The organism is Photorhabdus asymbiotica (assembly GCF_003634575.1).
Taxonomy (GTDB): Bacteria; Pseudomonadota; Gammaproteobacteria; order Enterobacterales; family Enterobacteriaceae; genus Photorhabdus; species Photorhabdus asymbiotica.
In genome coordinates, this window is the sequence record NZ_RBLJ01000002.1 from 141,830 (window position 1) to 167,228 (window position 25,399).

The 25,399-nt window shown below is 40.1% G+C and carries 26 protein-coding genes and 2 pseudogenes; 7 read left to right on the forward strand and 21 right to left on the reverse strand.

What is annotated here, in order from left to right:
* Positions 1–6: 6 nt before the first annotated feature.
* A complete protein-coding gene (gene panE, locus BDD30_RS07285) occupies positions 7–918 on the forward strand; it encodes a 2-dehydropantoate 2-reductase (RefSeq protein ID WP_015835552.1) in 912 nt (303 codons plus the stop codon).
* On the forward strand, positions 881–1,471 hold the full coding sequence (gene yajL, locus BDD30_RS07290) for a protein deglycase YajL (RefSeq protein ID WP_015835553.1): 591 nt from the start codon (positions 881–883) through the stop codon (positions 1,469–1,471). The genes panE and yajL overlap by 38 nt, the downstream gene beginning before the upstream one ends.
* A gap of 84 nt (positions 1,472–1,555) precedes the next feature.
* On the opposite strand, the gene thiI is transcribed toward yajL, so the two are convergent.
* Entirely contained in the window at positions 1,556–3,004 is a 1,449-nt protein-coding gene (gene thiI, locus BDD30_RS07295) for a tRNA uracil 4-sulfurtransferase ThiI (RefSeq protein WP_015835554.1), read from the reverse strand.
* Positions 3,005–3,205: 201 nt separating this feature from the next.
* Between thiI and xseB the strand changes: the two genes are divergently transcribed.
* The 3 genes from xseB (at position 3,206) to dxs (ending at position 6,334) form a co-directional block, all read left to right on the forward strand.
* The gene (gene xseB, locus BDD30_RS07300; RefSeq protein ID WP_015835555.1) at positions 3,206–3,484 is read left to right on the forward strand and encodes an exodeoxyribonuclease VII small subunit; all 279 of its coding nucleotides are present in this window, start codon (positions 3,206–3,208) and stop codon (positions 3,482–3,484) included.
* A 4-nt stretch (positions 3,485–3,488) separates the two neighbouring features.
* Positions 3,489–4,406: a (2E,6E)-farnesyl diphosphate synthase gene (ispA, locus tag BDD30_RS07305; protein WP_015835556.1), complete on the forward strand. Its 918-nt coding sequence runs from the start codon at positions 3,489–3,491 to the stop codon at positions 4,404–4,406.
* A 62-nt stretch (positions 4,407–4,468) separates the two neighbouring features.
* Positions 4,469–6,334 (forward strand): 1-deoxy-D-xylulose-5-phosphate synthase, encoded by a 1,866-nt coding sequence (dxs, locus tag BDD30_RS07310; RefSeq protein WP_015835557.1) that lies wholly within the window; start codon positions 4,469–4,471, stop codon positions 6,332–6,334.
* 728 nt (positions 6,335–7,062) lie between these two features.
* Here the strand turns inward: dxs and BDD30_RS24995 are convergent.
* Together BDD30_RS24995 and BDD30_RS07320 are read right to left on the reverse strand one after the other, a co-directional pair.
* Entirely contained in the window at positions 7,063–7,536 is a 474-nt protein-coding gene (locus tag BDD30_RS24995) for a FidL-like protein (RefSeq protein WP_015835558.1), read from the reverse strand.
* Entirely contained in the window at positions 7,533–8,396 is an 864-nt protein-coding gene (locus BDD30_RS07320; RefSeq protein ID WP_158307079.1) for a winged helix-turn-helix domain-containing protein, read from the reverse strand. The genes BDD30_RS24995 and BDD30_RS07320 overlap by 4 nt, the downstream gene beginning before the upstream one ends.
* Positions 8,397–8,963: 567 nt before the next feature.
* Between BDD30_RS07320 and BDD30_RS25000 the strand changes: the two genes are divergently transcribed.
* Positions 8,964–9,143, forward strand: a complete 180-nt coding sequence (locus BDD30_RS25000) for a replication initiation protein (protein WP_041382353.1) — start codon at positions 8,964–8,966, stop codon at positions 9,141–9,143.
* A gap of 137 nt (positions 9,144–9,280) precedes the next feature.
* Positions 9,281–9,385: pseudogene (locus BDD30_RS24120) on the forward strand (type VI secretion system tube protein Hcp); the annotation flags it as partial.
* A gap of 16 nt (positions 9,386–9,401) precedes the next feature.
* On the opposite strand, the pseudogene BDD30_RS24875 reads toward BDD30_RS24120, so the two are convergent.
* The 18 genes and pseudogenes from BDD30_RS24875 to BDD30_RS07420 all read right to left on the reverse strand — a co-directional run.
* Positions 9,402–9,506, reverse strand: a pseudogene (locus tag BDD30_RS24875) (DUF1240 domain-containing protein); the annotation flags it as partial.
* Positions 9,507–9,640: 134 nt separating this feature from the next.
* Complete coding sequence (locus tag BDD30_RS07340) at positions 9,641–9,874, reverse strand: hypothetical protein (protein ID WP_015835561.1); 234 nt, start codon at positions 9,872–9,874, stop codon at positions 9,641–9,643.
* A 304-nt stretch (positions 9,875–10,178) separates the two neighbouring features.
* Entirely contained in the window at positions 10,179–10,394 is a 216-nt protein-coding gene (locus BDD30_RS07345; RefSeq protein ID WP_015835562.1) for a FliM/FliN family flagellar motor C-terminal domain-containing protein, read from the reverse strand.
* Positions 10,395–10,400: 6 nt separating this feature from the next.
* Positions 10,401–11,045, reverse strand: coding sequence for a hypothetical protein (locus BDD30_RS07350; protein ID WP_015835563.1), 645 nt, complete (start codon positions 11,043–11,045; stop codon positions 10,401–10,403).
* A gap of 11 nt (positions 11,046–11,056) precedes the next feature.
* Entirely contained in the window at positions 11,057–12,055 is a 999-nt protein-coding gene (locus BDD30_RS07355; RefSeq protein ID WP_015835564.1) for a hypothetical protein, read from the reverse strand.
* A complete protein-coding gene (locus BDD30_RS07360; protein ID WP_041382356.1) occupies positions 12,055–12,438 on the reverse strand; it encodes a hypothetical protein in 384 nt (127 codons plus the stop codon). Before BDD30_RS07360 ends, BDD30_RS07355 begins: the two co-directional genes overlap by 1 nt.
* Positions 12,435–13,226, reverse strand: coding sequence for an OmpA family protein (locus BDD30_RS07365; protein WP_041382358.1), 792 nt, complete (start codon positions 13,224–13,226; stop codon positions 12,435–12,437). Before BDD30_RS07365 ends, BDD30_RS07360 begins: the two co-directional genes overlap by 4 nt.
* Entirely contained in the window at positions 13,213–14,253 is a 1,041-nt protein-coding gene (locus BDD30_RS07370; protein WP_015835567.1) for an EscU/YscU/HrcU family type III secretion system export apparatus switch protein, read from the reverse strand. The genes BDD30_RS07365 and BDD30_RS07370 overlap by 14 nt, the downstream gene beginning before the upstream one ends.
* A gap of 15 nt (positions 14,254–14,268) precedes the next feature.
* On the reverse strand, positions 14,269–16,158 hold the full coding sequence (locus BDD30_RS07375) for an FHIPEP family type III secretion protein (protein WP_015835568.1): 1,890 nt from the start codon (positions 16,156–16,158) through the stop codon (positions 14,269–14,271).
* Complete coding sequence (locus tag BDD30_RS07380) at positions 16,151–16,768, reverse strand: hypothetical protein (RefSeq protein WP_015835569.1); 618 nt, start codon at positions 16,766–16,768, stop codon at positions 16,151–16,153. Before BDD30_RS07380 ends, BDD30_RS07375 begins: the two co-directional genes overlap by 8 nt.
* Before the next feature lie 96 nt (positions 16,769–16,864).
* Positions 16,865–20,182, reverse strand: a complete 3,318-nt coding sequence (locus BDD30_RS07385; protein WP_015835570.1) for a hypothetical protein — start codon at positions 20,180–20,182, stop codon at positions 16,865–16,867.
* 1 nt (position 20,183) lies between these two features.
* On the reverse strand, positions 20,184–20,474 hold the full coding sequence (locus BDD30_RS07390; RefSeq protein WP_041382362.1) for a hypothetical protein: 291 nt from the start codon (positions 20,472–20,474) through the stop codon (positions 20,184–20,186).
* Positions 20,475–21,044 (reverse strand): hypothetical protein, encoded by a 570-nt coding sequence (locus BDD30_RS07395; protein WP_049795219.1) that lies wholly within the window; start codon positions 21,042–21,044, stop codon positions 20,475–20,477.
* Positions 21,045–21,473 carry a hypothetical protein gene (locus BDD30_RS07400; protein ID WP_015835572.1) on the reverse strand — a complete coding sequence of 143 codons (429 nt, stop codon included), beginning with the start codon at positions 21,471–21,473 and terminating at the stop codon, positions 21,045–21,047. It lies immediately after the preceding gene.
* On the reverse strand, positions 21,466–22,023 hold the full coding sequence (locus tag BDD30_RS07405; RefSeq protein WP_015835573.1) for a hypothetical protein: 558 nt from the start codon (positions 22,021–22,023) through the stop codon (positions 21,466–21,468). The genes BDD30_RS07400 and BDD30_RS07405 overlap by 8 nt, the downstream gene beginning before the upstream one ends.
* A gap of 40 nt (positions 22,024–22,063) precedes the next feature.
* A complete protein-coding gene (locus BDD30_RS07410) occupies positions 22,064–22,798 on the reverse strand; it encodes a hypothetical protein (RefSeq protein ID WP_015835574.1) in 735 nt (244 codons plus the stop codon).
* 14 nt (positions 22,799–22,812) lie between these two features.
* Positions 22,813–23,853, reverse strand: coding sequence for a hypothetical protein (locus BDD30_RS07415; RefSeq protein WP_015835575.1), 1,041 nt, complete (start codon positions 23,851–23,853; stop codon positions 22,813–22,815).
* 104 nt (positions 23,854–23,957) lie between these two features.
* On the reverse strand, positions 23,958–25,169 hold the full coding sequence (locus BDD30_RS07420; protein ID WP_015835576.1) for a hypothetical protein: 1,212 nt from the start codon (positions 25,167–25,169) through the stop codon (positions 23,958–23,960).
* Positions 25,170–25,399 lie beyond the last annotated feature (230 nt).

The following is a 25,399-nucleotide window of genomic DNA, read 5'->3' on the forward strand; positions in this document are numbered from 1 at the left end:
GTATATATGAAGATAACCGTTCTTGGCTGTGGTGCCATAGGAAAACTGTGGCTGGCAGCATTATCACGGCAGAAACATCAAGTACAGGGTTGGTTAAAAACTTCCCAATCTTATTTATCTGTTTGTATTAACGAAATTAATGGAGAAGTATTCAACCAATCCATCCCAACGAATAACAATGACCATCTTGCCAACAGTGAATTACTGATTGTGTGCCTGAAAGCATGGCAAGTCGCTGATGCAGTGAATAGCTTACTCCCCAAACTTTCACCTGATTGTCTAATCTTATTACTACACAATGGCATGGGTACCCAGGAAGAATTGTTATCAGCGCCTAATCCAATGCTTCTTGGTATCACGACTCATGGTGCATATCAGAATGACCAGCAGGTTTATCATACTGCTTCCGGGCTAACATATATTGGCTCAGCAACGCCAAATGCAACCGGACTCAACTCTTTAGCTAATGTATTACATCAATCTTTACCGAATGTTACATGGCATGATGAAATTCTCTCTATTAGCTGGCTGAAACTTGCCGCTAACTGTGTCATAAACCCACTGACTGCACTTTACGAATGCCGGAATGGCGATTTACTTCACTACCCAGAACAATTAAATGTTTTGTGCGAAGAAATTATTCAGGTTATGCAACGAGAAAACATGCATGCTTCTATCGATAACTTGACTACCTATGTTTACGATGTAATTGATCTCACAGCAAAAAACTACTCTTCTATGTTGCAGGATATCCGCGCAAAACGTCGTACTGAAATTGACTATATCACCGGTTATTTATTGCGCCGTGCCCGTGCACATGGTTTGGCGACTCCTGAAAATACCCGTATCTATAACCTGATAAAACACAAGGAGGATAATTATGAATACTTCAGCACTCATCTGCCTGGCTCACGGTAGTGAAGAAACAGAAGCCGTTACAACGATCGATTTATTGGTGCGGGCTGGCATCAGAGTTACGATCGCCAGCACCGCCGAAGATGGAGAACTGGTTTTAACCTGCTCCAGAGGCGTGAAACTGGTCGCTGACATCCCTTTGGAAAAAGTTATTGATGAATCCTTCGATGCCATCGTCTTACCCGGCGGTATGCAGGGAGCAGAATGTTTCCGTGACAACCCGCTCATTATCGAAAAAATCCGCCAAGCACATTATCAAGGAAAAATTATCGCTGCAATTTGTGCCGTACCTGCCATCGTGCTAGAACATCACAATTTATTCCCTGATAGTAAGATGACCGGCTACCCTAGTTTGCAAGACAAAATTTCGTCCGATAAATGGATTGATTGCAGAGTCTGTTTTGATGATCGTGTCAATTTATTGACCAGTCAGGGACCAGCAACCGCTTTCGATTTCGCATTAAAACTCATCGAATTATTAAAAGGACAAGAAACAGCAGCAGAAGTCGCAACTCAACTCATATTGCCACAAGGTGTATATTCTTATCAGGACTGAAAAAATAGACAAAAATATCTTACTTGATACGATGAATTGGGGTTCACGTAATAGGAACCCCAAATGTTTAATGAAAGCAATTAATTAAGGCCGATAAACCTTCACATTATCAAAACCCTGCTCAGTTAAATAAAGGGCTTGCAAACGACTCATGACTCCACGTTCACAATAGAGCAGATAAGTTTTCTCTTTTGGCAAATCACCAAACTGGCTACTCAACTTATAGAATGGCAATGATTTAATCTCTATACCATTCAACTGTAATGGCCGATCATCTTGTTCATCGGGCGAGCGAATATCCAGCAATACATCCGTTGGAGCGAATTCCGTTACTGTCTCAACTTCAACCACTTGCTCACTGCTTTGTTCTGCGATCTGGCGAATATCAATATTCTGAGCTTCACTGACAACTCTCTCCAGAATATTAAAATCGAAATTCGCTTCTTCTGCTTCAATTTTAGCTTTGACTGCTTTCACCGTCGGACTTTTTGAAATCACACCACAAAATTCAGGCATTGTACGGGCAAAATCCTCAGTGCCAATTTCACGTGCCAACCTGATAATGTGCTCTTTATCATGAGAAATCAGTGGCCGCAGAATCAACGTATCCGATGCATTATCAATCAAACGCAGATTAGTCAATGTTTGGCTAGAAACCTGCCCTAAAGCCTCACCGGTAACAATAGCCTGCACCCCATAACGTTCTGCAACTTTAGATGCCGCTCTTACCATCATCCTTTTAAGCACGACACCCATTTGACCATCATCAACTTTTTCCAAAATTTCAGCGACAACAGGCTCAAAATCCACCGCAACAAAACGGACCTTATGGGAACTACCAAAACGATTCCAAAGATAATGAGCGACTTGCTTCACACCAATTTCATGAGCAGAACCGCCAAGATTGAAGAAGCAATAGTGAACACGACAACCACGGCGCATTAACATATAGCTGGAAACACCGGAATCAAATCCACCAGAAATCAGGGATAACACATCTTCCTGCGTTCCGATAGGAAAACCACCAATTCCCTCATAACGGGCTTTTACCAAAATCAGCACATCCTGATCAATTTCCAAATTAACGGTAACATCAGGATGATTGAGTTTTACTTTCGCAGATTCAATATGCTGGTTTAAACCACCGCCGACATAGCGTTCTACTTCATTGGAAGTAAATTCATGTTTACCACGGCGTTTAACCCGAACACAAAATGTCTTATTATGGAGCGATTCGCTATAAACCTCATAAGCTTGTTCAAAGATATGATGCATATCACGAAATTCACGCTCTTCCACTTGCAGAATATGATGGATACCAGGGATACGTGTCAGCACATCACAAATTTGAGAGCCAAGGTTTTCATCTTTGGTACGAACTTCGATATTATCCCAATGGCGAACCACCGCAATATTATCTCCCAACGTTTTAAGCACATTGCGAATATTACTGGCAAGAATTTTAATAAAGCGCAAACGAACAGTTTGGCTCTTAATCGTGATTTCTGGGAATAATTTAATAATAAACTTCATAGTGAGTTATAGTAGTGGTTAGGAGTTTTGATAAATACGACTGACAATCAGGTTCTGGTAGTCAAATCAGGCTGCGAAGTATAACACCATCTCGCTACATAGCGCGTAAAAAATACAAAGCCAGTTAAGGATTTGTTTGTACCAGCATAATAGGATAGTCTGCATCCCTCAGGCGAACTCTGTATAAGATAGTAAAAGATTATGCCAAAGAAAAATGCAACATCAGAAAGCACAAATAGTACACCAGAAACCGCACCGGCAATGACATTTGAACGTTCATTAAAAGAATTGGAACAAATTGTCATCCGACTAGAATCAGGTGAACTGGCACTGGAAGACGCCCTGAACGAGTTTGAGCGTGGTATTCAATTAGCCCGTCAGGGACAACAGACTTTGCAACAAGCAGAACAGCGGGTACAAATTCTTCTTAACGATGACACCCAATCTCCGCTGAGTAATTTCTCCCCGGATACTGAATAAACCTATGTCTGAACAAAATTCCATTCAATTTGAACAACAGCTTAAAACCTATCAGCAACGGGTCAATAAGGTTCTGATAAGCACATTATCTTCACTGACATTTCCAAATAGCCCACTGGTTCGAGCAATGCAGCATGGCGCTTTACTTGGTGGCAAACGCCTGCGCCCATTTTTAGTTTATGCCGTTGGTGAAATGTTTGGATTATCTGCCAATAATCTGGATGCTCCAGCAGCAGCCGTTGAATGTATTCACGCTTATTCCTTAATTCATGATGACTTACCCGCCATGGATAACGATGATTTACGCCGTGGACAACCAACCTGTCATATCAAATTTGGTGAAGCTCACGCTATTCTGGCGGGAGATGCATTACAAGCCCTGGCATTTGAAATCTTATCTAAAAGAGAAATGCCAGATGTTACAACAGCTAATCGTCTTGAAATGCTGGCTGAATTGGCGACTGCCAGTGGCATAGCTGGCATGTGTGGCGGCCAATCTCTGGACTTAGAAGCTGAAGGAAAACACATTGACCTTCAGGCGTTAGAACAAATTCATCGCCATAAAACTGGAGCTCTTATCCGTTGTGCTGTCAAAATGGGAGCCTATGGTGCCGGCCAGAGTGGTCATGACGTTTTACCTGAATTGGATCAGTATGCTCAAGCTATTGGCCTCGCTTTCCAAGTTCAGGATGATATTCTTGATGTTATTGGCAGTACCGAAATGATCGGGAAACGTCAAGGCAGCGACCAACAGTTAGGAAAAAGCACCTACCCCGCATTACTGGGGTTAGAACAAGCACAGCAAAAAGCACACGAACTGTATCAAGAAGCGCTAAAAGCGCTGAATAAACTGGAAGAAAAATCCTATAACACAACAACGCTGCGCACACTTGCCAGCTTTATCATTGAACGTAATAGCTAAGGTTTGCTGGTAAATTTATCCACTGGCAACTCGATTAATAAACACTTCTTAACGAGCATCAAATGAGCATTGATATAGCCAAATACCCAACATTGGCATTAGCGGAAAATCCTGAAGAACTTCGTATGTTGCCAAAAGAGAGCCTGCCGAAGTTATGTGATGAACTTCGGCAATTCCTGCTAAACAGTGTCAGTCGCTCTAGTGGCCATTTTGCCTCTGGTCTTGGTACCGTTGAGCTGACTGTGGCGTTACATTATGTTTATAAAACGCCTTTCGATAAGCTGGTATGGGATGTCGGTCATCAGGCTTATCCTCATAAGATTCTGACAGGACGTCGAGATCGTATTGATACTATTCGTCAAAAAAATGGACTTCATCCTTTCCCATGGCGGGATGAAAGTGAATACGACACCTTATGCGTCGGGCATTCATCGACCTCTATCAGCGCCGGATTAGGCATGGCAATTGCCGCTCAACGGGAAAACAAAGGCCGCCGTACCGTCTGCGTTATTGGTGACGGCGCGATAACTGCCGGTATGGCTTTCGAAGCGATGAACCACGCTGGGGATATTGACCCGGATATACTGGTCATTCTCAATGACAACGAAATGTCTATCTCAGAGAATGTTGGTGCGCTAAATAACCATCTGGCTCAGCTGCTTTCCGGCAAACTCTACACCACATTGCGGGAAGGTGGAAAAAAGGTCTTTTCCAACCTACCACCGATTAAAGAACTACTGAAAAAGACAGAAGAACATATCAAAGGAATGGTCATTCCTGGCACTCTATTTGAAGAACTGGGCTTTAACTACATTGGGCCAATTGACGGGCATGATGTACTGACATTGACCCAAACGCTGAAAAACATGCGGGAATTGAAAGGGCCACAGCTACTGCACATCATGACCAAAAAAGGTCGTGGCTATGCACCCGCCGAAAAAGATCCTATTAGCTGGCATGCAGTACCTAAATTTGATCCAGCGACGGGGACATTACCTAAGAGCTCAGACAACCGCCCCACTTTCTCTAAAATCTTTGGGGAGTGGTTATGCGAAGAAGCGGCTAATGATAAAAAACTAATGGCAATCACCCCGGCGATGCGTGAAGGTTCTGGTATGGTGCGTTTCTCCCGCGAATATCCGGATCAATACTTTGATGTCGCTATCGCAGAGCAACATGCCGTCACTTTTGCCGCAGGTTTGGCAATTGGTGGTTATAAGCCTATTGTCGCTATCTATTCAACATTCCTACAACGTGCTTATGACCAAGTTATCCATGATGTTGCAATCCAGAACCTGCCTGTTCTGTTTGCAATAGATCGTGGTGGTATCGTTGGGGCTGATGGTCAAACACACCAAGGAGCCTTTGATCTCTCATTCCTACGTTGCATTCCTAACATGGTAATTATGGCACCAAGTGACGAGAACGAATGTCGTCAGATGCTACATACAGGCTATCATTATCAGCAAGGTCCGGTAGCCGTGCGCTATCCACGAGGAGCAGGAACCGGCGCAGAACTTCAACCCTTTGAGCAATTACCCATTGGTAAAGGTGTCATTCGTCGTCAAGGTAAAAAAGTAGCTATCCTAAACTTTGGTACCCTGTTACCCGATGCAATAACCGCCGCTGAATCACTGAATGCTACCGTTATTGATATGCGCTTTGTTAAGCCACTGGATAAAGAATTGATCCTAGAAATGGCTGGCAGCCATGATTTACTGGTTACCCTGGAAGAAAATGCCATTATGGGCGGGGCTGGAAGCGGTGTTAATGAACTACTGATGCAAGAAGGTCATCATATTCAGATTCTGAATCTTGGCCTACCTGACCAGTTTGTACCACAAGGTAGCCAGGAAGAAATCAGAGCTGATTTAGGGCTGGATGCTACCGGTATTAAAAATAGCATTAACAAAAGGCTGTTATCCTAAACAACCGGTGGCAACATAACCAGCTTAGGGAAATTAAGTTGCGAATGAAATAGCTGCTTGGGAATTATAAGGTAAGATGATCATAAAAGGCTGGAAAATCTGCCAGCCTTATTGATATGTTTCAGGGTAAATTAGGAAACTCAAAATCTATATATCCCTCATAGCTCATAACAAAGCCCCATTTTTTATTTTCATCAAAAAAATAGTGATATTGTGGCACATTATTAATAACAAGCAAAAAAATAGCATGGAGCTGCTCTGGATTCAAAGCTATCGCAAAGTCTAAAGATGAATTATTTACACCCTATGGATTTCAAGATGCATCGCGACGGCAAAGGAGCGAATCCCCGGGAGCATAGATAACTCTGTGACCGGGGTGAGTGAGTGCAGCCAACAAAGAGGCAACTTGAAAGATAACGGGTATATATAGTAAATCGTTTCACTGCTAGACATAATCTCATTAATAGAATGATCTTCAAAAATTTCTTCACTGATAGTTCTAAATCATCATATTCCCTGTATAAACAACTTTGATGATTATTTGTTTTTGACCAGTCTATCTTAGAGACTTTCCATTCAAAACATTCTGCATAACTGTTAGCAAGTTTAAGGTAATCACTTATACAGCTATCATTATATTAAGCTCAATTGCAATTGGGTATCTCAGGGAGGCTAAAATAGCCTCCCCTCTAGTTAAAATATATTTTCTTGAATAATCAAATGCTATATTAATTCATTAAGCATATTATGGGGCTCTTTGATAACTGACTAAATAGTAATGTATTTTTTCTCAGTCGAGATAATTCTATATAATAGTCATTGTTCCCAATCTCATAAAAAAAAGACATTAAATTAGTAGGCGTATTATCGATAGTTTTAGGTTGTGAATTCGTATATTTTACAACATAAATTCCGTTATTATCGTCATCGGAATAGGTAAAACTAATTATTCTATCCAGAATATAATGTTTTGTTCCATCCTGAAGAGTACCATAAATGCTAATAGTACCTTTTCCGTTCCCATGAAAGAGATGAATAGTATTTACATGCAGAGTTATTATTTCATCTTTAATCTTCTTTCTGATAATCACCTCTGCTTCACAATTCAATGGTCTGGTTTTCACGTAAGAGGATTTATAGATGAACGAGATTATAAATAGCACTACTGCTAGAATAAATAGAAAAAAACTACGATATGTCATATAGATTCTCCGTAGTGATTTATAATAGAGAGGCAATGGTTATATTTTCCTGACGGTGCTATGGAGCAAACTCCAATAAAGTACGTTTTTGCAATATTATTCTCAGGCATAATTCTTCGATGGAAAATGGACTGTTTTACGCTCTGGCAATCAATCTTTTCGTTGCTAATATCTTGTTCAGCCATCTCTCTTAATGTTGCCTTAGAATAACCGAGTTTATAATCGAGCGAAAACACTTTGCATTTGCCTGTTTTATAAAGATAGGAATAATGTTCTTGGGATATTTCTACTGTCCTTTTCGACAGATAAAATACATAAAAGGAAAGTAACAAAAAGATAAACACAATACCTAAAAAAATACGGGCTTTTAACCATTTATTTACATGGTTATTCCTGTGTTCTTTAAGAACACGATTTTCACCTTCAAGATCCTCCACTCTCGGTCGATCTTTTCTATGCAAGCTATTAATATCTGACTCTGATATTATTATATCTGTATCTGCGTTGTTTTCTTCTTCGGGAGATTCCTGCAATGATACTTGTATATCTGCCTCCAGTCGAAAACCTACTTTTGGGATGGTTTTAATTACGGTCAAATCGGTACTTAAGCAGGCAAGATTTTTTCTTATTTCGCTTATGTAAGAATTTAAATTACTATTTGAACCTGTAAAACCATAATCTTCCCAAACATTCTTCAGTAAATCTTCTCTGGGGATCGTTTCACCATTATTTTTTATTAACTCAAGAAATAGACGGCTGGCTGGATTTGAGAGTTTTACTGTGTTTAATGGATTATTGAATAATGCTAATGTTTTTTCTTTTGGATCAAAGACAACAATAATATTTATAACATATTTCATGAAACTCAGACTCTTCCTATCAAGATCTCTTATATTGTTATACATGCAAAATAGCATATCAACAGGTTCTTTCATTTTTTTAATAAAGGATAATTTGTCTCTCTGAGATGTTGTCGGTTATACCTTTTCAAGGTAAAAGAAGTTGATGTAATTGGCAAAAGCTATGATTGTAAGCCTCTGAACTTGAAGCGTAATTGCCATGCTGGTTTCCCTAAAACTCATGTATCCATTCCGTTTTCAGATTTAGGAAGAACTGTTCCCTTGGGCTATTGATGCTCCTATGTCCAGCATTGTCACGTAGTATATTTTAAGTCAGCCAAAATGATATTACCTAATCAACCGGTTTGTAGGAAAACGGGTCCAACACGACTGTCAGTTTTGTTGATTGGTTGTTATAAGTCATGTTAATGAACTTGCTTAGTCGTCAAATATCATACGAAATAATTAAGAAAAGTTTTTTCCTGATTTTTTACAGCACTGTTGAAAGCAGTAGTCAGACTGACTCCCTCGGTAAAAAAAGTTTCTGTGCTAAAGAGAACACATAGCATTCGAATTTATAAGTTATTGATGAAATTTAAAATAACTGGGGATAGACTTGTTAGCCTTAATGGCTTTAAAACTATGTTAGGAATTAAAGATAAACATTTACAATTTAGAGGTTTGAATAAACTTCTTTTAAAACCAGCCATTAAAGAACCAAATAAAAAAAATAGTGATTTTAATCACCATTTTTACATTCAACTTTAATGCAAGTAACAAACAACATTTTAGATTTTTATTTCTTGATTTATATTACTATTGCAATTTTTACTTATGTGTTGGGTTACATACTTGACTTACTTAGAATATTAGGTTGAATTATAAAAAACTAGGATGGTAATTTTATGTCATACATGATTTATTTGTCTTTGAATGGTAAAAAACAAGGGCTGATCTCTGCTAGGTGTTCAACCCTGGATTCAATAGGAAATAGGTATCAAAATGGACACAATTGTTTTGAGTAACCTACGGGTGAGATCCCCGTAGGCTATTCAACCAACTAAACATATGCTTATGACAAAGTGAAATGTCCTTAACATACTTATTCGGAGCCATCCATGATGATTTACTATATACCCTTCATCCTTCAAGTTGCTGCTTTGTTAGCTGCTTTCACTCACCCCAGTCACAGAGTTATCTATGCTCCTGGGGATTCGTTCACTTGCCGCCGCGCTGCAACTCGAAATCTATTGGGTATATACCTGTTATCTTTCACCATTCCCTTTTAATTCATTTTTTATATGTTTAACCATTCCAATATTCGGTAATTTTAAATGTTTAGCGACTTTAAAAACTCCAAGAGCATCTTTTATATTACCAGTAAATGATGACAATGGATCGACTATTGAATAAATAGAATCTCGCCATGATTTAATATCATTCTCAAACGCTGTTAAGTATGCTAGAGCCTGGTCTTGAGTTAGTAATGCATATTTCATCTCATAACTTTATTTATATTTATAGTTAATTGATATCTTATCGGACGCGGCTATTTTTTCTTTATTTTTTATGAACTTTTGTGAGCTAAATCGATTTTCCCTGTTGAGGTCTGATACTCTGTTTTAATTTGTTCGATAAGATGATAAGCGGTTGCAATTGCGTTGTAATTTTTTTCTATGTCTTGGCTAAAGAAAAATTTGTCACTGACTCCCGTAACAACGCCTTAAAACAATTCTGAGTGCTTTTTGGGTTACGCTAGTCGATATGTCGGACGCCACTGTTATTCCAGTGACGTCAATTTTATTATTCTGCTATTTGGTTTACCTGGTCAATCGCTACACAAAATTGTTCATCAACCTTCACTAAAATTCCTGTAGCAATCACTTGATTTCCACTTTTGAGTATTACTTCTGACTGAACAAAATTCATTAATGACTTTACTTGTCCTTTCTGCAAATGAATTAGCTCATCAAGTGTCATGCTACAATTAGCCACCACAACGTCTAGCTTTACACGCATAGTTTATTACCTCTCAGCGAAAGAAACTACAGCTCGGCGGACATCTCGAATTTCTTCCTGAGCTGAAGTGATCTGTGTCATCATATTTTTAAAATCTTGCTGCAACTTATCTAAATCCACCTGAGTGCTATCTGAATATGCGGTCATAGTGGCATTCATTGATTGTAACTGATCGTAGTTAACAGAATTCTTACCCCCAGTAATAGCATTTATCCCTGAAGAATCTTTCAGTGTTTCTTTTATATACCTATCAATTTCATTATATACAGAGCTACTATTAGAATAAATATTCGTTGTCTTATCTATTTTTGTCGGGTCTAACTTAGATATATTCTCCGTCATCAGCGTTCCCCAAAGACGATTTATCTCTGCTATGGCCTTAGACTTATCTGATATTTCTACGGCTAAAGCTTCCGCTTTTTTAGTCTGCGTAATGATATATTTCGAAAGCAATGCATCAATCAGGCTCAACGGATCTCTGTGGGTAGAGGTGGCCTGTTTGAAAGTACTTTCTACAGTTTTACTGTCCAATACCGTGACAGTATCATCGACGAATTTTTTTCGCTGAGTAAGCGCATCAAAACTCAAAAATGATGCTTCAGAATTTACTACATTATTATTACCATAAGAAAAATTTATTGAATCTGCCATATAGTTACCTATTATCTATGAATGAAATAAACTTTACTTTTGTTGTCTTTCTTAAAAATAATCTTTTCTTCAGAAATTGAATCAATTACCCCAAACCCCGGTACATTGCTTCCTTCCCAATAACGCACTTGTTGATCATATATATATCCTCCTCCCTGAGTTGAAAAAAATACTGAATAAGGGAAGTCTTGTGCATCAATTATTTGACTATCATCATAATTTGATTTCAATTGAGAAAGTTCAGAGTTGTACCCTTTAGATTTTAACAATTGGCTTGCTTTGGCAAGGTCATTCACTAACCAGGCATCGCCTTTACGTACAAAAGTTATTCCGTATTCGCCAAATAATTGCATTATCAGCATTTCCTTTTCAGGAAAATCAACACGAATTTGCGTGTAATTCTCTTTATCTATCAGCTGATAAGAGAGTGGTTTACCACTGCTATTAGATACAACTCCAACATTCAGATGTGCAGCTGCCGGATAATTATCACTCTGAATAACCTTAGTTTGATTTTGCCAGCCATCAGGGAGTTGTTGTTTTATTTTTTGATCAAACACATAAAGTTTTCCATCTTTTATATATCCACTGCCCGCCTTATTAAAATACTCACCAATGTTTTTTTCCTGCTGATGTTGGATAAGAAACAATACCGCGATCAATACAAATAAACTCAATAAAAAGGTCATTAACCCTAAGGTACCATAGCGCATAAAATAGAAGCGCTTAAGCTTTGGGTTACGATTGCCTTGGGAAAAAACGAAAAACCTCAAACCTGAAATTGAATAAATAACATTTTCTTTTAATTTTACGGTTCTCTTTTTCCACCCATTTAAATAAAGCCCTTTTTCTTCAAGTTTTATAACAAGATTTACATTACCAGAAAGATATTCTGGAATGCTCAACGTGTTATTGTCCGCGACTTCCCGTTCACCGGTTAGCAATAGCGTTGATTCAATAGGCAATGTCAATCCATTCAAATACCCCTCTGTAAATTCAATCAACCACATTATATTAACTTCTCTTTCATCAAATTCCGGACAAGTTCAACCGTTTCATTAAGATAGTCATGCAACTGATTGGTGTGCTCCGGTATTAGAAAACTTCTAACTAAAAAATAGCCTGCATTATTAATTGAAGCGATGTAACTATCTAACATCAAATGGAAATTACCATTCAATTCGAGAGCCTTCACTGGGTCCAAACGAGCTTTACTTAATGATATAAGCAAAATCAAATGCCCCGGCAACCCAACACGTGTTCCATCTTCAATCCTACACTCTATCTCACCATACATTCCCACTAATGCTTGATTGCCATCAAAATTTGTACCTGAAGCTTTCACTGACTGAATGAAATCACGCATTAAGAAGATAAATTTTCGATTATTCATGGTGCTAACCTCACCTCAATCATAAAACGACGCTGCTGTACGCGTTGTAATGCTGTACTTTCACTGTTCTCGACACTGCCTCGTATAAAAATCGGAATATCTCGCAGACCTTCCTCAATCAAGAATTGACGAACAGATTCAGCTCTCTTATTGGCTAATACTTTATTCATCGGATAATTTCCTGATGAATCTGCGATACCGTAAATAGTCATTTCAGAGACGGGTATTGATGACAGTTCCTTTATGACTACCAGTAACGTAGCTTTACCTTTACTGGTCAACTGTGATTCATTAACCGGAAATAATTCTGAAAAAATAAGATGAACCAATTTACTACCACCAAATTGAGTAGCAACGGCTGAACTCTTATTCCCATTATCACTACCAAACTGAACAGTAACATCTGAACGCTTATTCCAACTTTCATCACTGAAAGGTTGAAGATTTTTTCCTTTAACAAAGTGAGGATCACTTAAATAAGATTTTCCACAATTAGAAATCTCATCAAAACCATAGGTACTGAGGTTTGCAATATAAAATCTGGATGGTTTCATTGCTTCTTGCACCTCAACACAGGCTCTTTGGTGTGGAGAACCATCCGTGTATTCTGGCGGCTGTCTCACCCAGAATCGTAAATTATCAACATCGTCAGCATTAGTGTAAACCAGATTATATATGTCTTGTTTCCAGTCCATATCCAAGAATAAGTTGCCATCCTTGATTTTACTGCTGCAAGCACTAATACTCATTACGCCGAAGAATAGCCATATGCACTTAATTTTTAGCAAAACTTTTTTTCCTATTTAATGCAACAATAATCAACGCAATATCGCGGTAGAACTCTTTATCAATATAATTCTCCCCACGCTTCATCTTATGCAAAATTTTTCTAGCTAATGGCTTATCCTCAATAATTGGCACCCCTAACGACTCGTAATAACTCCTTTTTCCCAATGCCATATCATTAGTATAAATACTCAATACAATAGGGGCCTGATCAATTTCCGGTTCATAACAAATTGGCACTAAAATATGCGTTGGATTGGCTAATGCAAAAGTTGGACGCCGGCCTTTCGTCATAGGTTCATTCATTAATTCACGCATTTTGTGTCGTCTTTCCATTTTTATCAGCGGTGAACCTTCTGTATCCTTCATTTCATTTTTCATTTCTGTCATCGTCATACGATTCTTTTTTTGAAACCGATAGGATTCAAATAAAAAGTCCACCGCACCGACACAAATGCCATAGATAACCATCAGAAGAGATGCTCCCCCTATATAGTATACTAAGTCATACACAAAAAATGACGGGTTACTGACTTTATGTAGTTTATTTAATTCAACGCCATAAGTATCGAAAACATACTTAAGTAGAAAAATCAAAAATACAAGTTCCAGCACTTTTCTAAATGAATTTGTAATAGCATCAAAACCTAACGTATTTTTAAATCCATTAACTGGATTAATCTTATCAAGATTAAATCCGATCCCTTTCGTATTCAACACAACCTTATTAATCACTACCCAATTAACTATAAAAAAGATAAATTTTGCTATGGCAAAAAATACCATCATAACAGTCAAAGATACCAAAATAGCGTCAAAACCAGAGGATAAATCAGCATAGACAATAAATTCAACCCAATAATTGAAATCACTGAACAATAACACAATAAAAAGAGATATTGATATAAAGAATAGAACAATAGAAAAAGTAGGTTCTGCCAATTCCGTTTTCGGAAACTGCCCTTTTTTTCTCAAATCTCGCAATTTTTTTGCTGTAGGCGGATATTTTTTAGGTTCTGTTGATTCCACTATTACACCCTATTATCACGGAATTGTAACCTGAAGCATTTCAGTATCTTTGATGAGGCTGGAATTAGTAATGTCACTATAACTGCAAACCGCAAGTGAAGAGACAACCTGATGCATAAAGGATTTCACAAAATTGACTTCTGCATCATTTACTACCAATACCGGTTTAACTTTATTTTTTTCAGTTAACCTACAAATTTCATCTCGCAAAGACTGTCTCACTGACATCAGCATATCTATATTTTCCTCCTCACCACTCACAAAAGACTCAATCAGTTCAGTTAATTCAGCAGGTAATATTGCAGCAAAAATCACACCATCTTGATTGACTAAACGAGAAGTAATTTCATAGCGAGCTTGAGTACGTATTCTCATAAGCCAATTTTTGGGTTCGCTATCCAGCCTTGACCAATAGATCAATGATTCAAAAAAGCTAATAGAATCTAAATAAAATTCGGGGCAATTGATCATCTGTTTAATAACATCATGTACTCGATTGATACCTATAGCAGAATCAATTTCCTTCTTCATGACTTCACTTGATTTAGATAAATCGTCAATAATATTACTTGTAAATTGAATATTATATTTCTCAATTAACCGCTTACGTAAGAAATAACTAATAATGACTGTTAAATTATTGGTTATTTCGGGTGAGTGAATGAATATCTCATCCCCCAAAATGTCGTCAACACCAATAGCCTTATTTTGTACAAATGAATATAATTTAATCCCTAATACACTAACCTCAATATCACTTTCTAAATGAGTATCCACTACTACGCAAGGTTTCCCCAAGCTCTGTCCCCAGAGCAGCTTCTCAATTCCAACCACACCATCATAGATAATACATTGATGTTTACTATCTTTAAGACGAAAAGTTAGAGATTCGAACAGTCCACTTCCTTCACCGTCCAAAATTTTAATCGCCGTGTGAGATTGCCCTCGCCGAAGAAAAAATGCGATGGCAAGACAAACAATAGAGATAGGAATACACACATACATTAAGTTAGTATTGAGCATCCCCAAAAACATCATGATCAAACCAATGAGCACCAAGTTTTTCCAAAACGCGCCAACCTGAGTTGTAAGTTGCCCCATGAAAGAGCTAGATTTTTCATCTACCCCTTTAATTCTCGTCAGGTACACCCCACAGGCTACTGATAATAATAAACTTGGAATTTGTGAAACCAAACCATCGCCTATGGTTAATATCGAAAACCGCTGAACGCTCTCAGAAACAGAAAGATCAAATTGATTAATCCCGACATAAATACCGCCAAACAAGTTCACGAGGCTGATCAATATCCCAGCTATCGCATCCCCTTTAATAAACTTCATTGCGCCTTCCAGTGAGCCAAACAGTTTATTTTCTGTGCTCAACTCTGCTCGCAATGCTTGCGCCTGCTCCCCGGTAATCATATTGTTTTTGAGATCGCCATCAATCGTCATCTGACGTCCCGGCATCGCATCAAGAGAAAAACGAGCCCCTACTTCAGCGACCCTCTCCCCGCCTTTTGTCACCACCAGAAACTGAACAATGGTAATGATGACGAAAATAATCAAACCAGAGAGCAAACCAGCCCCCATGACAAAATGGCCTATAATTTCAATGACCATTCCTACTTCATCATTTGCAAGGATATTTCTAGTTGTAGCGATCGATAATAATAGTCGGAAAGTTGTCAGTAACAGCACCACCGTAGGAAGAAAGGTGACTTTTAATGGTTTATCATTCTCCAACATAATAACCAGCAGCATTACCGAGATAATAAAGCTGGACAGAACAAAGATATCAATAACAAATCCTGGGAGTGGTAACAGTATTACAGCCGGTAATAATAAGGCAATAATAACGCTACTTGGCTTTAACCAACCAGAAAGCTCCCCAAGTTGCTTAATCATAAGACATATTCTCTAAACAAGATTTAAGTTCAGATAATAATTCTTGCGTATTAATACTCACCATACAGTCATCATTTTCAATAGTTAATGTGATTCCGTTATCACTGTAAGATTTAACAATCACTAATGACTTCTCTACGTCATTTAATTCAGCATGCAACGCATCACTCAAATAGCCAATCAGACTATCACTTTGATTCATTTCTATCAGTCTGTTGCGAATAGTTGATGCCATGCTATTCCTGGCATCAGCAATAGCTTCACTTAGTCTTTTTTCCTGTGTATCGAGCAGTTTATTCAACTGCTCTTCTGCCTTTTCAAGCCATTGCTGCTGTGAAAGAGTTAATTGATGAATGGCTGACGCTTGTAAATGGCTAATATGTTCATTTAACTCCCGCTCTTTATCCTCTATCATTTGAACTGTTTGCTGTTCAATAAGTTTCTGGAACTCCTGAACCTGCTCTTCAATGGCCATCAGCAATGCATGAGCATCACTATAAATGCGAACCTGCGACTTCTTAATAATACTCGAGTGACGATCACGCTTAAATACAAGCAGGGGAATCGCCTTATATGATGATTCTATTTCAATAAACAAAATACTATCCAATGGTAACTCTTAATAAAGAATCAACAATAAACTTTGCTCTCCCCTGCACACAATGGAAACAACGTGAAATATCATGAACAGGCAAAGCGAACCATATCATTCATGTGAAAAATTAAGCTGTTTCAGCCTGAATGGAGATACCACCCGAGTCTCACCTTTTTGATTCCAAATATTCAAGTTCACCGGCTTGTCCATCCCAATATTATCCCGATGTGATTGGGAAAATAATTTCACCTTCTCAGGATCTAATCCTTGAGTCCTCACCCTATCAGTATAATTATTCCCTTGATCGGAAATAATTGCCGGCTCTGCTACTCCCACTTCTGTATTAGTAACGTTGACGTTATTCCTCACTCCACTGGTATGATTATCGCCCCGCCCGGATATTGCCCCCTGCGAAGTTTTCATCCCGTAATCCGCCTTCACGGTCGGCCACCGTTGTTTCTCAACCGATGACGACCCCAGCGTTGAGCTGGCAACCTGTGGTGTCTGCTCCGACGCTGGCGCATTATGCCTCACGCCGCGGGTATGATTATCACCCCGCCCGGATACTGCCCCCTGCGAAGTTTTCACCCCGTAATCCGCCTTCACGGTCGGCCACCGTTGTTTCTCAACCGATGACGACCCCAGCGTTGAGCTGGCAACCTGTGGTGTCTGCTCCGACGCTGGCGCATTATGCCTCACGCCGCGGGTATGATTATCGCCCCGCCCGGATACCGCCCCCTGCGAAGTTTTCACCCCGTAATCCGCCTTCACGGTCGCCCACCGTTGTTTCTCAACCGCTGCCGCAGTCCCCGGCACCGGGCTGGCAACCTGTGGTGTCTGCTCCGACGCTGGCGCATTATGCCTCACGCCGCGGGTATGATTATCGCCCCGCCCGGATACCGCCCCCTGCGAAGTTTTCACCCCGTAATCCGCCTTCACGGTCGGCCACCGTTGTTTCTCAACCGCTGCCGCAGTCCCCGGCACCGGGCTGGCAACCTGTGGTGTCTGCTTTATCTCTGACTCGTTATTCATCACTCCGGCGGTATAATTAGCACCCCGCCCGGATACCGCCCCCTGCGAAGTTTTCACCCCATAATACGCCTTCACTGGCGGCCATTGTTGTTGTTTCTCAACCGCCGCCGCAGTCCCCGACACCGGGCTGGCAACCTGTGGTGTCTGCTCCGACGCTGGCGCATTATGCCTCACGCCGCGGGTATGATTATCGCCCCGCCCGGATACCGCCCCCTGCGAAGTTTTCACCCCATAATCCGCCTTCACGGTCGGCCACCGTTGTTTCTCAACCGACGACGCAGTTCCCGGCACCGGACTGGCAACCTGTGGTGTCTGCTCCGACACTGGCGCATTATGCCTCACGCCACGGGTATGATTATCGCCCCGCCCGGATACCGCCCCCTGCGAAGTTTTCACCCCATAATCCGCCTTCACGGTCGGCCACCGTTGTTTCTCAACCGCTGCCGCAATCCCCGGCACCGGGCTGGCGACCTGTGGTGTCTGCTCCGACGCTGGCGCATTATGCCTCACGCCGCGGGTATGATTATCGCCCCGCCCGGATACCGCCCCCTGCGAAGTTTTCACCCCGTAATCCACCTTCACTGGCGGCCATTGCCGTTTCTCAACCGACGACGCAGTCCCCGGTGCCGGACTGGCAACCTGTGGTGTCTGCTTCATCTCTGACTCGTTATTCATCACTCCGGCGGTATAATTAGCACCCCGCCCGGATACCGCCCCCTGCGAAGTTTTCACCCCGTAATCCACCTTCACTGGCGGCCATTGCCGTTTCTCAACCGACGACGCAGTCCCCGGTGCCGGACTGGCAACCTGTGGTGTCTGCTTCATCTCTGACTCGTTATTCATCACTCCGGCGGTATAATTAGCACCCCGCCCGGATACCGCCCCCTGCGAAGTTTTCACCCCATAATACGCCTTCACTGGCGGCCATTGTTGTTGTTTCTCAACCGACAACGCAGTTCCCGGCGTTGGACTGGCAACCTGTGGTGTCTGCTTCATCTCTGACTCGTTATTCATCACTCCGGCGGTATAATTAGCACCTCGCCCGGATACCGCCCCCTGCGAAGTTTTCACCCCATAATCCACCTTCACTGGCGGCCATTGTTGTTGTTTCTCAACCGCCGCCGCAGTTCCCGGCACCGGGCTGGCAACCTGTGGTGTCTGCTTCATCTCTGACTCGTTATTCATCACTCCGGCGGTATAATTAGCACCCCGCCCGGATACCGCCCCCTGCGAAGTTTTCACCCCATAATACGCCTTCACTGGCGGCCATTGTTGTTGTTTCTCAACCGACAAAGCAGTTCCCGGCGCTGGACTGGCAACCTGTGGTGTCTGCTCCGACACTGGCGCATTATGCCTCACGCCACGGGTATGATTATCGCCCCGCCCGGATATTGCCCCCTGCGTGGTTTTCATCCCATAATCCGTCTTCACTGGCGGCCACTGTTGTCTCTCAGTTACTGGCACAAATTCCTCCGTCAACGGCACTACTTCTCCTATATAGAGTTTCATCCCATTTTCAAGATGAATCATTCGCTGCGCTACAGCCACCATGTCCGAAGAATTTATGATATTTTCTGAATTCGGCAACTCCTGCAATTGATCAGTAAAATCCACTTGATCAATTTCATTTGCGTGTTCAACGTATTTAATAACCGGGACATCCTTGAGCTTTTCTTTTAATTGCTCAATAAGCGTGGGTTGATGCTTATCATTTTTATCTTCGTAGCGGGCTTTCTCATCAATTATGTCTTGATCAATACGTTCAGATTTTTCACTCTCGCTTTCTGGATTATCTATTTTTACTTCTTCTGAATGATCAGTTTCAGAAATATCAGGTTGCTGAGCTTCTCCATCAACAACAGGTACTGACCAACGACGTGCTGACCTATTAGGGGAGTGAAAATCTGGCTCATGCAACGGCTCCCGTGGTTTATCTATATCCGATTTATTCTCATTATTTCCTTGAGGATTACCCAACAAATACTGGGAACCCCCATACATCGCCATAGCAGAAGCATTACCAAACAACACCACAAATGCCGTAGGTAACAAACTGATTCCTGCGGTAAATGGAGCCAAAGCAATTCCAATAACAGAAGCGAGAGTTAAAGTCCCTACATGGGCTATGGCTTTACTCTTATTACTAATTGAATTAGATGTTCTCAGTTTTGCTTGTTTCTTTGTTTTTGCTGTTATTTCTCCATCTGCTGACCTCAATAAAGGTTGCTCTGCACGCACGGCAGATGGCTGCTCATTATGCGCATGTATTATTTGGCTGCTGCCTCCTGTAATAATTGAATTTGTGACACCCACTTGAGATATTTCAGATTCAACTGCTGGAGAATCAGCATTGACATTATTATTACCTGAGGCAACAGATATTCTAGGTTCTAACATATTAAAATCTCATAATTTGTAAAATGTGAATGACCATATTCCTCAGCTCTTTTTCCTGATAATTCTTTTCAGCGATAGCAACCGTTAAATACCCATCTACACGAATCATCATGCTACCAAATGTCTTATCGATGTTTGCCAATGCCTCCATGATCTCTTCAGTATTAACAATATGTACCAACTGAAAAAAAGGAAGAATCGGAAGAAGCAAATAATCCTGGAAAAATTCAAAAACTTGCTCTTCATTATTTTCCAGGCGCAGCAAAAAAGATTCAATATGGTCTTTCGTCATTTATTTATCACACAATAAAACAAGATCTTCATTACTCAAATCACGAATCTCTTGAGTTTCCAGTAATGTTTCAAACAAAATCACATCCAGAGACAACTTCAACGTTCCTGGCCAGGAACGTTTTCGCCCTCGGAGATATTCCGAATCAATCTTTAAGTGGTTTAAATCACACAGGATTGAATAGTATTCATCGTGTACTTTAGCTTTAGCAGAGACTAAAATAGGCTGCTGCTCCCGTTCACTCTTACTGATATAACGCTCAAACTTAATGCCATACTTTCCCATATAATGAGTAAAAATATACTCAAGATAAGAGGGGGAGAATAGTTTAGTATCTACATTAAATATTCGCCGTGCCTCTAAACAAGATAGGTAAAACTCGCCACTTATTCCTACATGCTCAATACGCAGAAGAAAAACGTCCTGTTCTAACTCATCTGTATTATGTAAGCCATTAAAATCGATAGATAAGTCTTCATTATCAAAGCGTTTACCTACCACCCGATTAAATTGTTTAAAAAAAGCACCATCTAATTCAAGCAAAGGTAAAAAATTTTCCTTCTCTTCCATTTAAACACTCCCTCGGTTTTTCGATAATAAAGCCAATACGTTTTGACTCATTGAAAAATCCTCATCATCAATCCAGTCCCGGAGTGTTTTTGGCATACTGCAAATAAAATTATATAACAGATTATAAACTTCCATAGAGGATTTTTCCCTGAAATCCTCTGATTGAACCAAACTCAAAATAAATGAAATATTATGAAATTTATTATCAAAAATCCCTTCAATAATGGCTAAATTTACCATTTCATCAGAGTAATCACGCAGCAGGGAAAACCATTCAATAGTCGCAGCCTTATCAAGAAAAATGTCTGGGTTTGACAATCCATTCCAGCTTAATCGTTTTGATTTATTCTTAAGCATTTCATAAGGGTCCAGACTTAAACTGCTGGTATTAGAATGTCTGATTTTCTTCGAAGGTATTTTTTTATTCATTAACACCTCTTTGCTTTAATCTAACTTTATGCTTTTCATAACAACGACATAAATTTAATAGCGTCATCAAATCAGATATTAGATTGTCTCTTGCCAAAAGATTTTGAATAAGTTCAGCATCTACCTCGAGTAAATTATCAGTATTCATCTCTAGTTTCTCAAGATACACACTTAATTTTTCATAAACATCTTTGGGGTATAAATAACGAGAATGATATGCTGATTGAACAACAAAGAGCGTGGCATCATCCAGATCTTCTGGTTCAGGTAACTGATCAACATAGCCATGCCAGTCACTAATTGCTCTAAGAAGATCCCCATTAACTCGTCTGGCAAAATCGCGCTGATTTCTTCGCGTTGATTGAACAGACCTAATCCGGAATAATTTAGGTCTTTTTTTAACAAGTCGCTCAGCGGATTTGATATCACGAACTCGTCGAATCTTACCCTTATCATTAAGTTTATGTTCAGTCGCTCGACCTGGAGATTCAGGCGATGAAATAGCCCTAATTCCCCTGTATTGCGAAAAAGAAGTTGGTAATATAGCCATATACTGATAGTGCGAGCGACAAGCGCTCGCTCCTCCTCAATTAACGGTTAGTAACCAAAGTTGCACCCTGAATAGCTTCCATCATCTTTAGCAATTGCACCAATTCATTACCTAAACTCTCAATGAATTGTGTAAGTTGCTCGTCAAATTTCTGCTTCGTCTCTTTTGATGCCTGATTTTCCTCATCATTTTGCACATTATCAGCATGTAAAAACTCAACCCCATCAGAACCAATCTTATTGGACATTTGAGCTAAGTTAGTAACATTATTATATTTAGCCGTTCTGGCTTGCTGTAATGTTGCAGAGATTTCGTTACGCTGTTGTGCCGAAAGATCAGAAACTTTGCCCTCCGGCAAATGTTTATCTTTTACTGTCTTAAACTTGCTGGTTTGGTATGCAGATGCTGTTTGGATTGTCATGGAAACAAGAGATATAGCCATATTAAGACCAAATTTAACCTGCGCAGTTTCCTTTTTGTTTTGTGCCAAAGCGATGCCCAATTCCAACGTGGACATCGCTTCATCAATTCGATTGAATAGCAATTGTGAACGCAACTCTTTTGATGAATCGATTATCATACCGATCAGTTTCATTAGCTGGCTCATGCTAACAGTCCCCGATTCAACCTGTTGATTTAGAGACTTAGCCAGAGGCTCCATACTCGCCATTTTTGCGCTAATGACTTGTAATTCCCGATTCTCTACCCCGACTTTAGGTTGGTCTTCGAACGTAGATGTTATAGCGGATACAGCACTGAATTGAATGTTTGACATATCTCATTTCCTTTTTATAAATGTATACTCAGCATCTTTTGACTAAACTCACGTTCATCACTTTTGATTTTGAAAAGAGATTCAAACGATTTCGTCAATGCTTTCATCGCCGTACTTAACATAATTTGAAGTTGCTGAAAGCGGGCTTCCATCTCTTCTTGTTCAGCCTTACTAACCTCAAGATCTTTCATTACTGAGGCAGATTTGATGGCATAACCACTTCCGACCACAGAAACAACATCGGATGAAGCGGATGTTACCTGACCAATTCTCGCTGCTGCCAATTTACCACCTTTGGCAAACTCTTGTATTTTCGCAAATAAAGGTTCCAGCAACTTTAGTGCTTTATTAATAATATTCTGTGCTTTTCCCGCAATAGTGTTGAACGCTTTAAAGGATTTAAGCACATTCATGGCTTTCTCAACCAGTTCAACGGCTTTAGCCGTCGTACTGGCGATAGTTTTACTCGCAGAAGCTAAGATATTGCCTGGGTTAAAACTCAACACTGCCCCCACGATGCCAATGATCACTTCTAATGAGACATTTACCCAATTGCGGATTTTTTCATCAACACCGCAAGCCTCAAGAATTTTATCTACAACCTTAGGCACGACGATTGCTGCGACCATGGTACCGATCATCACTGCGGCCATAACCGGATTAAAGGGGGCCATGACAATAGCAGCAATAAAGCCAAGGGCCATTCCAAGCTTGCCCCAAAAACCTTTTTTCTTCTCGGCCGCTGCCTGCTCTTCCAATTTCTGCATACGCTCATTCAATTGCGCGATTTGTGCATCCTTTAATGTTGCAATCAACGCCTTCTTAGCTTCTGAATTTTCTTTCGCTGTGCCAGACATTCCATTAGCCAATGTCTTAGCCGCCTCAGCAATCATTCGCCACAATGCATTCTCCGATAGTGTGCTGCCTGGCAAAGGCTGTGATGGAGAAGCTGATGGTTGCAAACCTTTTTGCCCTGATTTTTGCAGCTCAGGCTGCTCTTTATTTTCTTCCGTGCGGATATATCCGACATCAGAAATAGCATTGATGCTAGTCATTTAACCTCCATACGGGCCTGGTAAATGGAGTTCGTTTCAATCAAAAGAACACGAACTCCGTAACACTGAGAATAAATCTCAGAAGTGATATTTTTAATTTCTTATCAGATATTACGAGCTATTGCTAACTGCTCATCCTTGCAGATCTGAAGCCAATATTTGAGTGTTTGCTGAATCATTTTCACCTGATCACCAATACGGTTAATTTCTTCTAATTCATCTTCCGATAGCTCTCTACCAGGGAAATTACTATATAAATTAACCAAATCATTAAGATCTATACCGCTACCAAGCCAATCAAGACGACCGTCTGGCAACATCCGCCAGGTTGTTTTTGCTTCAAGCCAGTTTAAAGAAGCACTAGAATATTTGACGTCTTTATCATCTAATTCAAATTTATCTTTAACGAATTTATCGACGTCTTTCAGACTTCCAGTCAATATCAGTTCAACCTCTTCCTTGCTCATACTTTGATTTTCAAGCAAAGAACTTAAAAGAAACAATCTAAGCATAGGGCTTATTACTGTGGCAGAAGTAGGATCGTTAATATTTATATTTCCACTGCCCTTGTTAAGCCACCATCCATATTCATCTCCCCACCCTTTAATAATCTGATTAGATATTGCTTGTCCTCCACCGGCCTTCTCCAATTCTTGCATAACTTGATCGAGAAATGAGCCAGAAGGAATATTGCCATTTTTCATGATGCCGTCATAAAGTTTAACCACCACAGCACCAAGCTTTTCTGGGCTGTTCCATTTCTCTTCATGCAGTGAATGACTGCCACTACCTGTACTTTCCAATAAATGGCTAATATCTTCTTTATTCTTATCGTACCAACTTTCCAGCCCATACTCTTGTGGATTACACATAATCTCAAGTAACGCCAGCTGGAATAAATCCTCCAGATCAGTTGGCTGAACCCCATCGGCTTTTATATTGTCAAACATCAACATTAAGCTGGATCTAAACATTTCTACGCCACCATTAGTCCACCCTTGTATGCGTTCTAATTTTTGCGCGTAAATCTCAATACTGCTAGCTAATGCCAGAGCAATTGCCTGTTCAGCATTGACGCCCAACATTGCCAATACAACTTGTTTTTGCTGTGTAGCTATCATTGCCAGCACCGATGCATTGGCGTCATTCGACATTGTCGCTAAACGCTGGTCAATCTTTTCACGTTGGCTTTCAGAACTTTCTATAATTTTTATGTTATTCATGGCCAACTGCTTTTGGCCTTTAGCATCGTCATTATGATCAAAGGGAACTATTTCATTTGACGCCCTACTAGAAGGATATAAAGTGTGAATCATTAATATTTTCCTATTAGTCTACGTTCTAATTTTCTGATGTTTAAACTGATAAAAATCACAATAAATAATTTACATTCTGCGATTCAAAAATAAAACTTAATCATACAATTAACATGTAATAAAACATTTATAAAAACCACAACCAGCTACTGGTTGAATACATTTTCAAATGTATTCATCACATCTCATCTATTTCTTAATTCTCATTATTATAAATATCAGCATTAAAT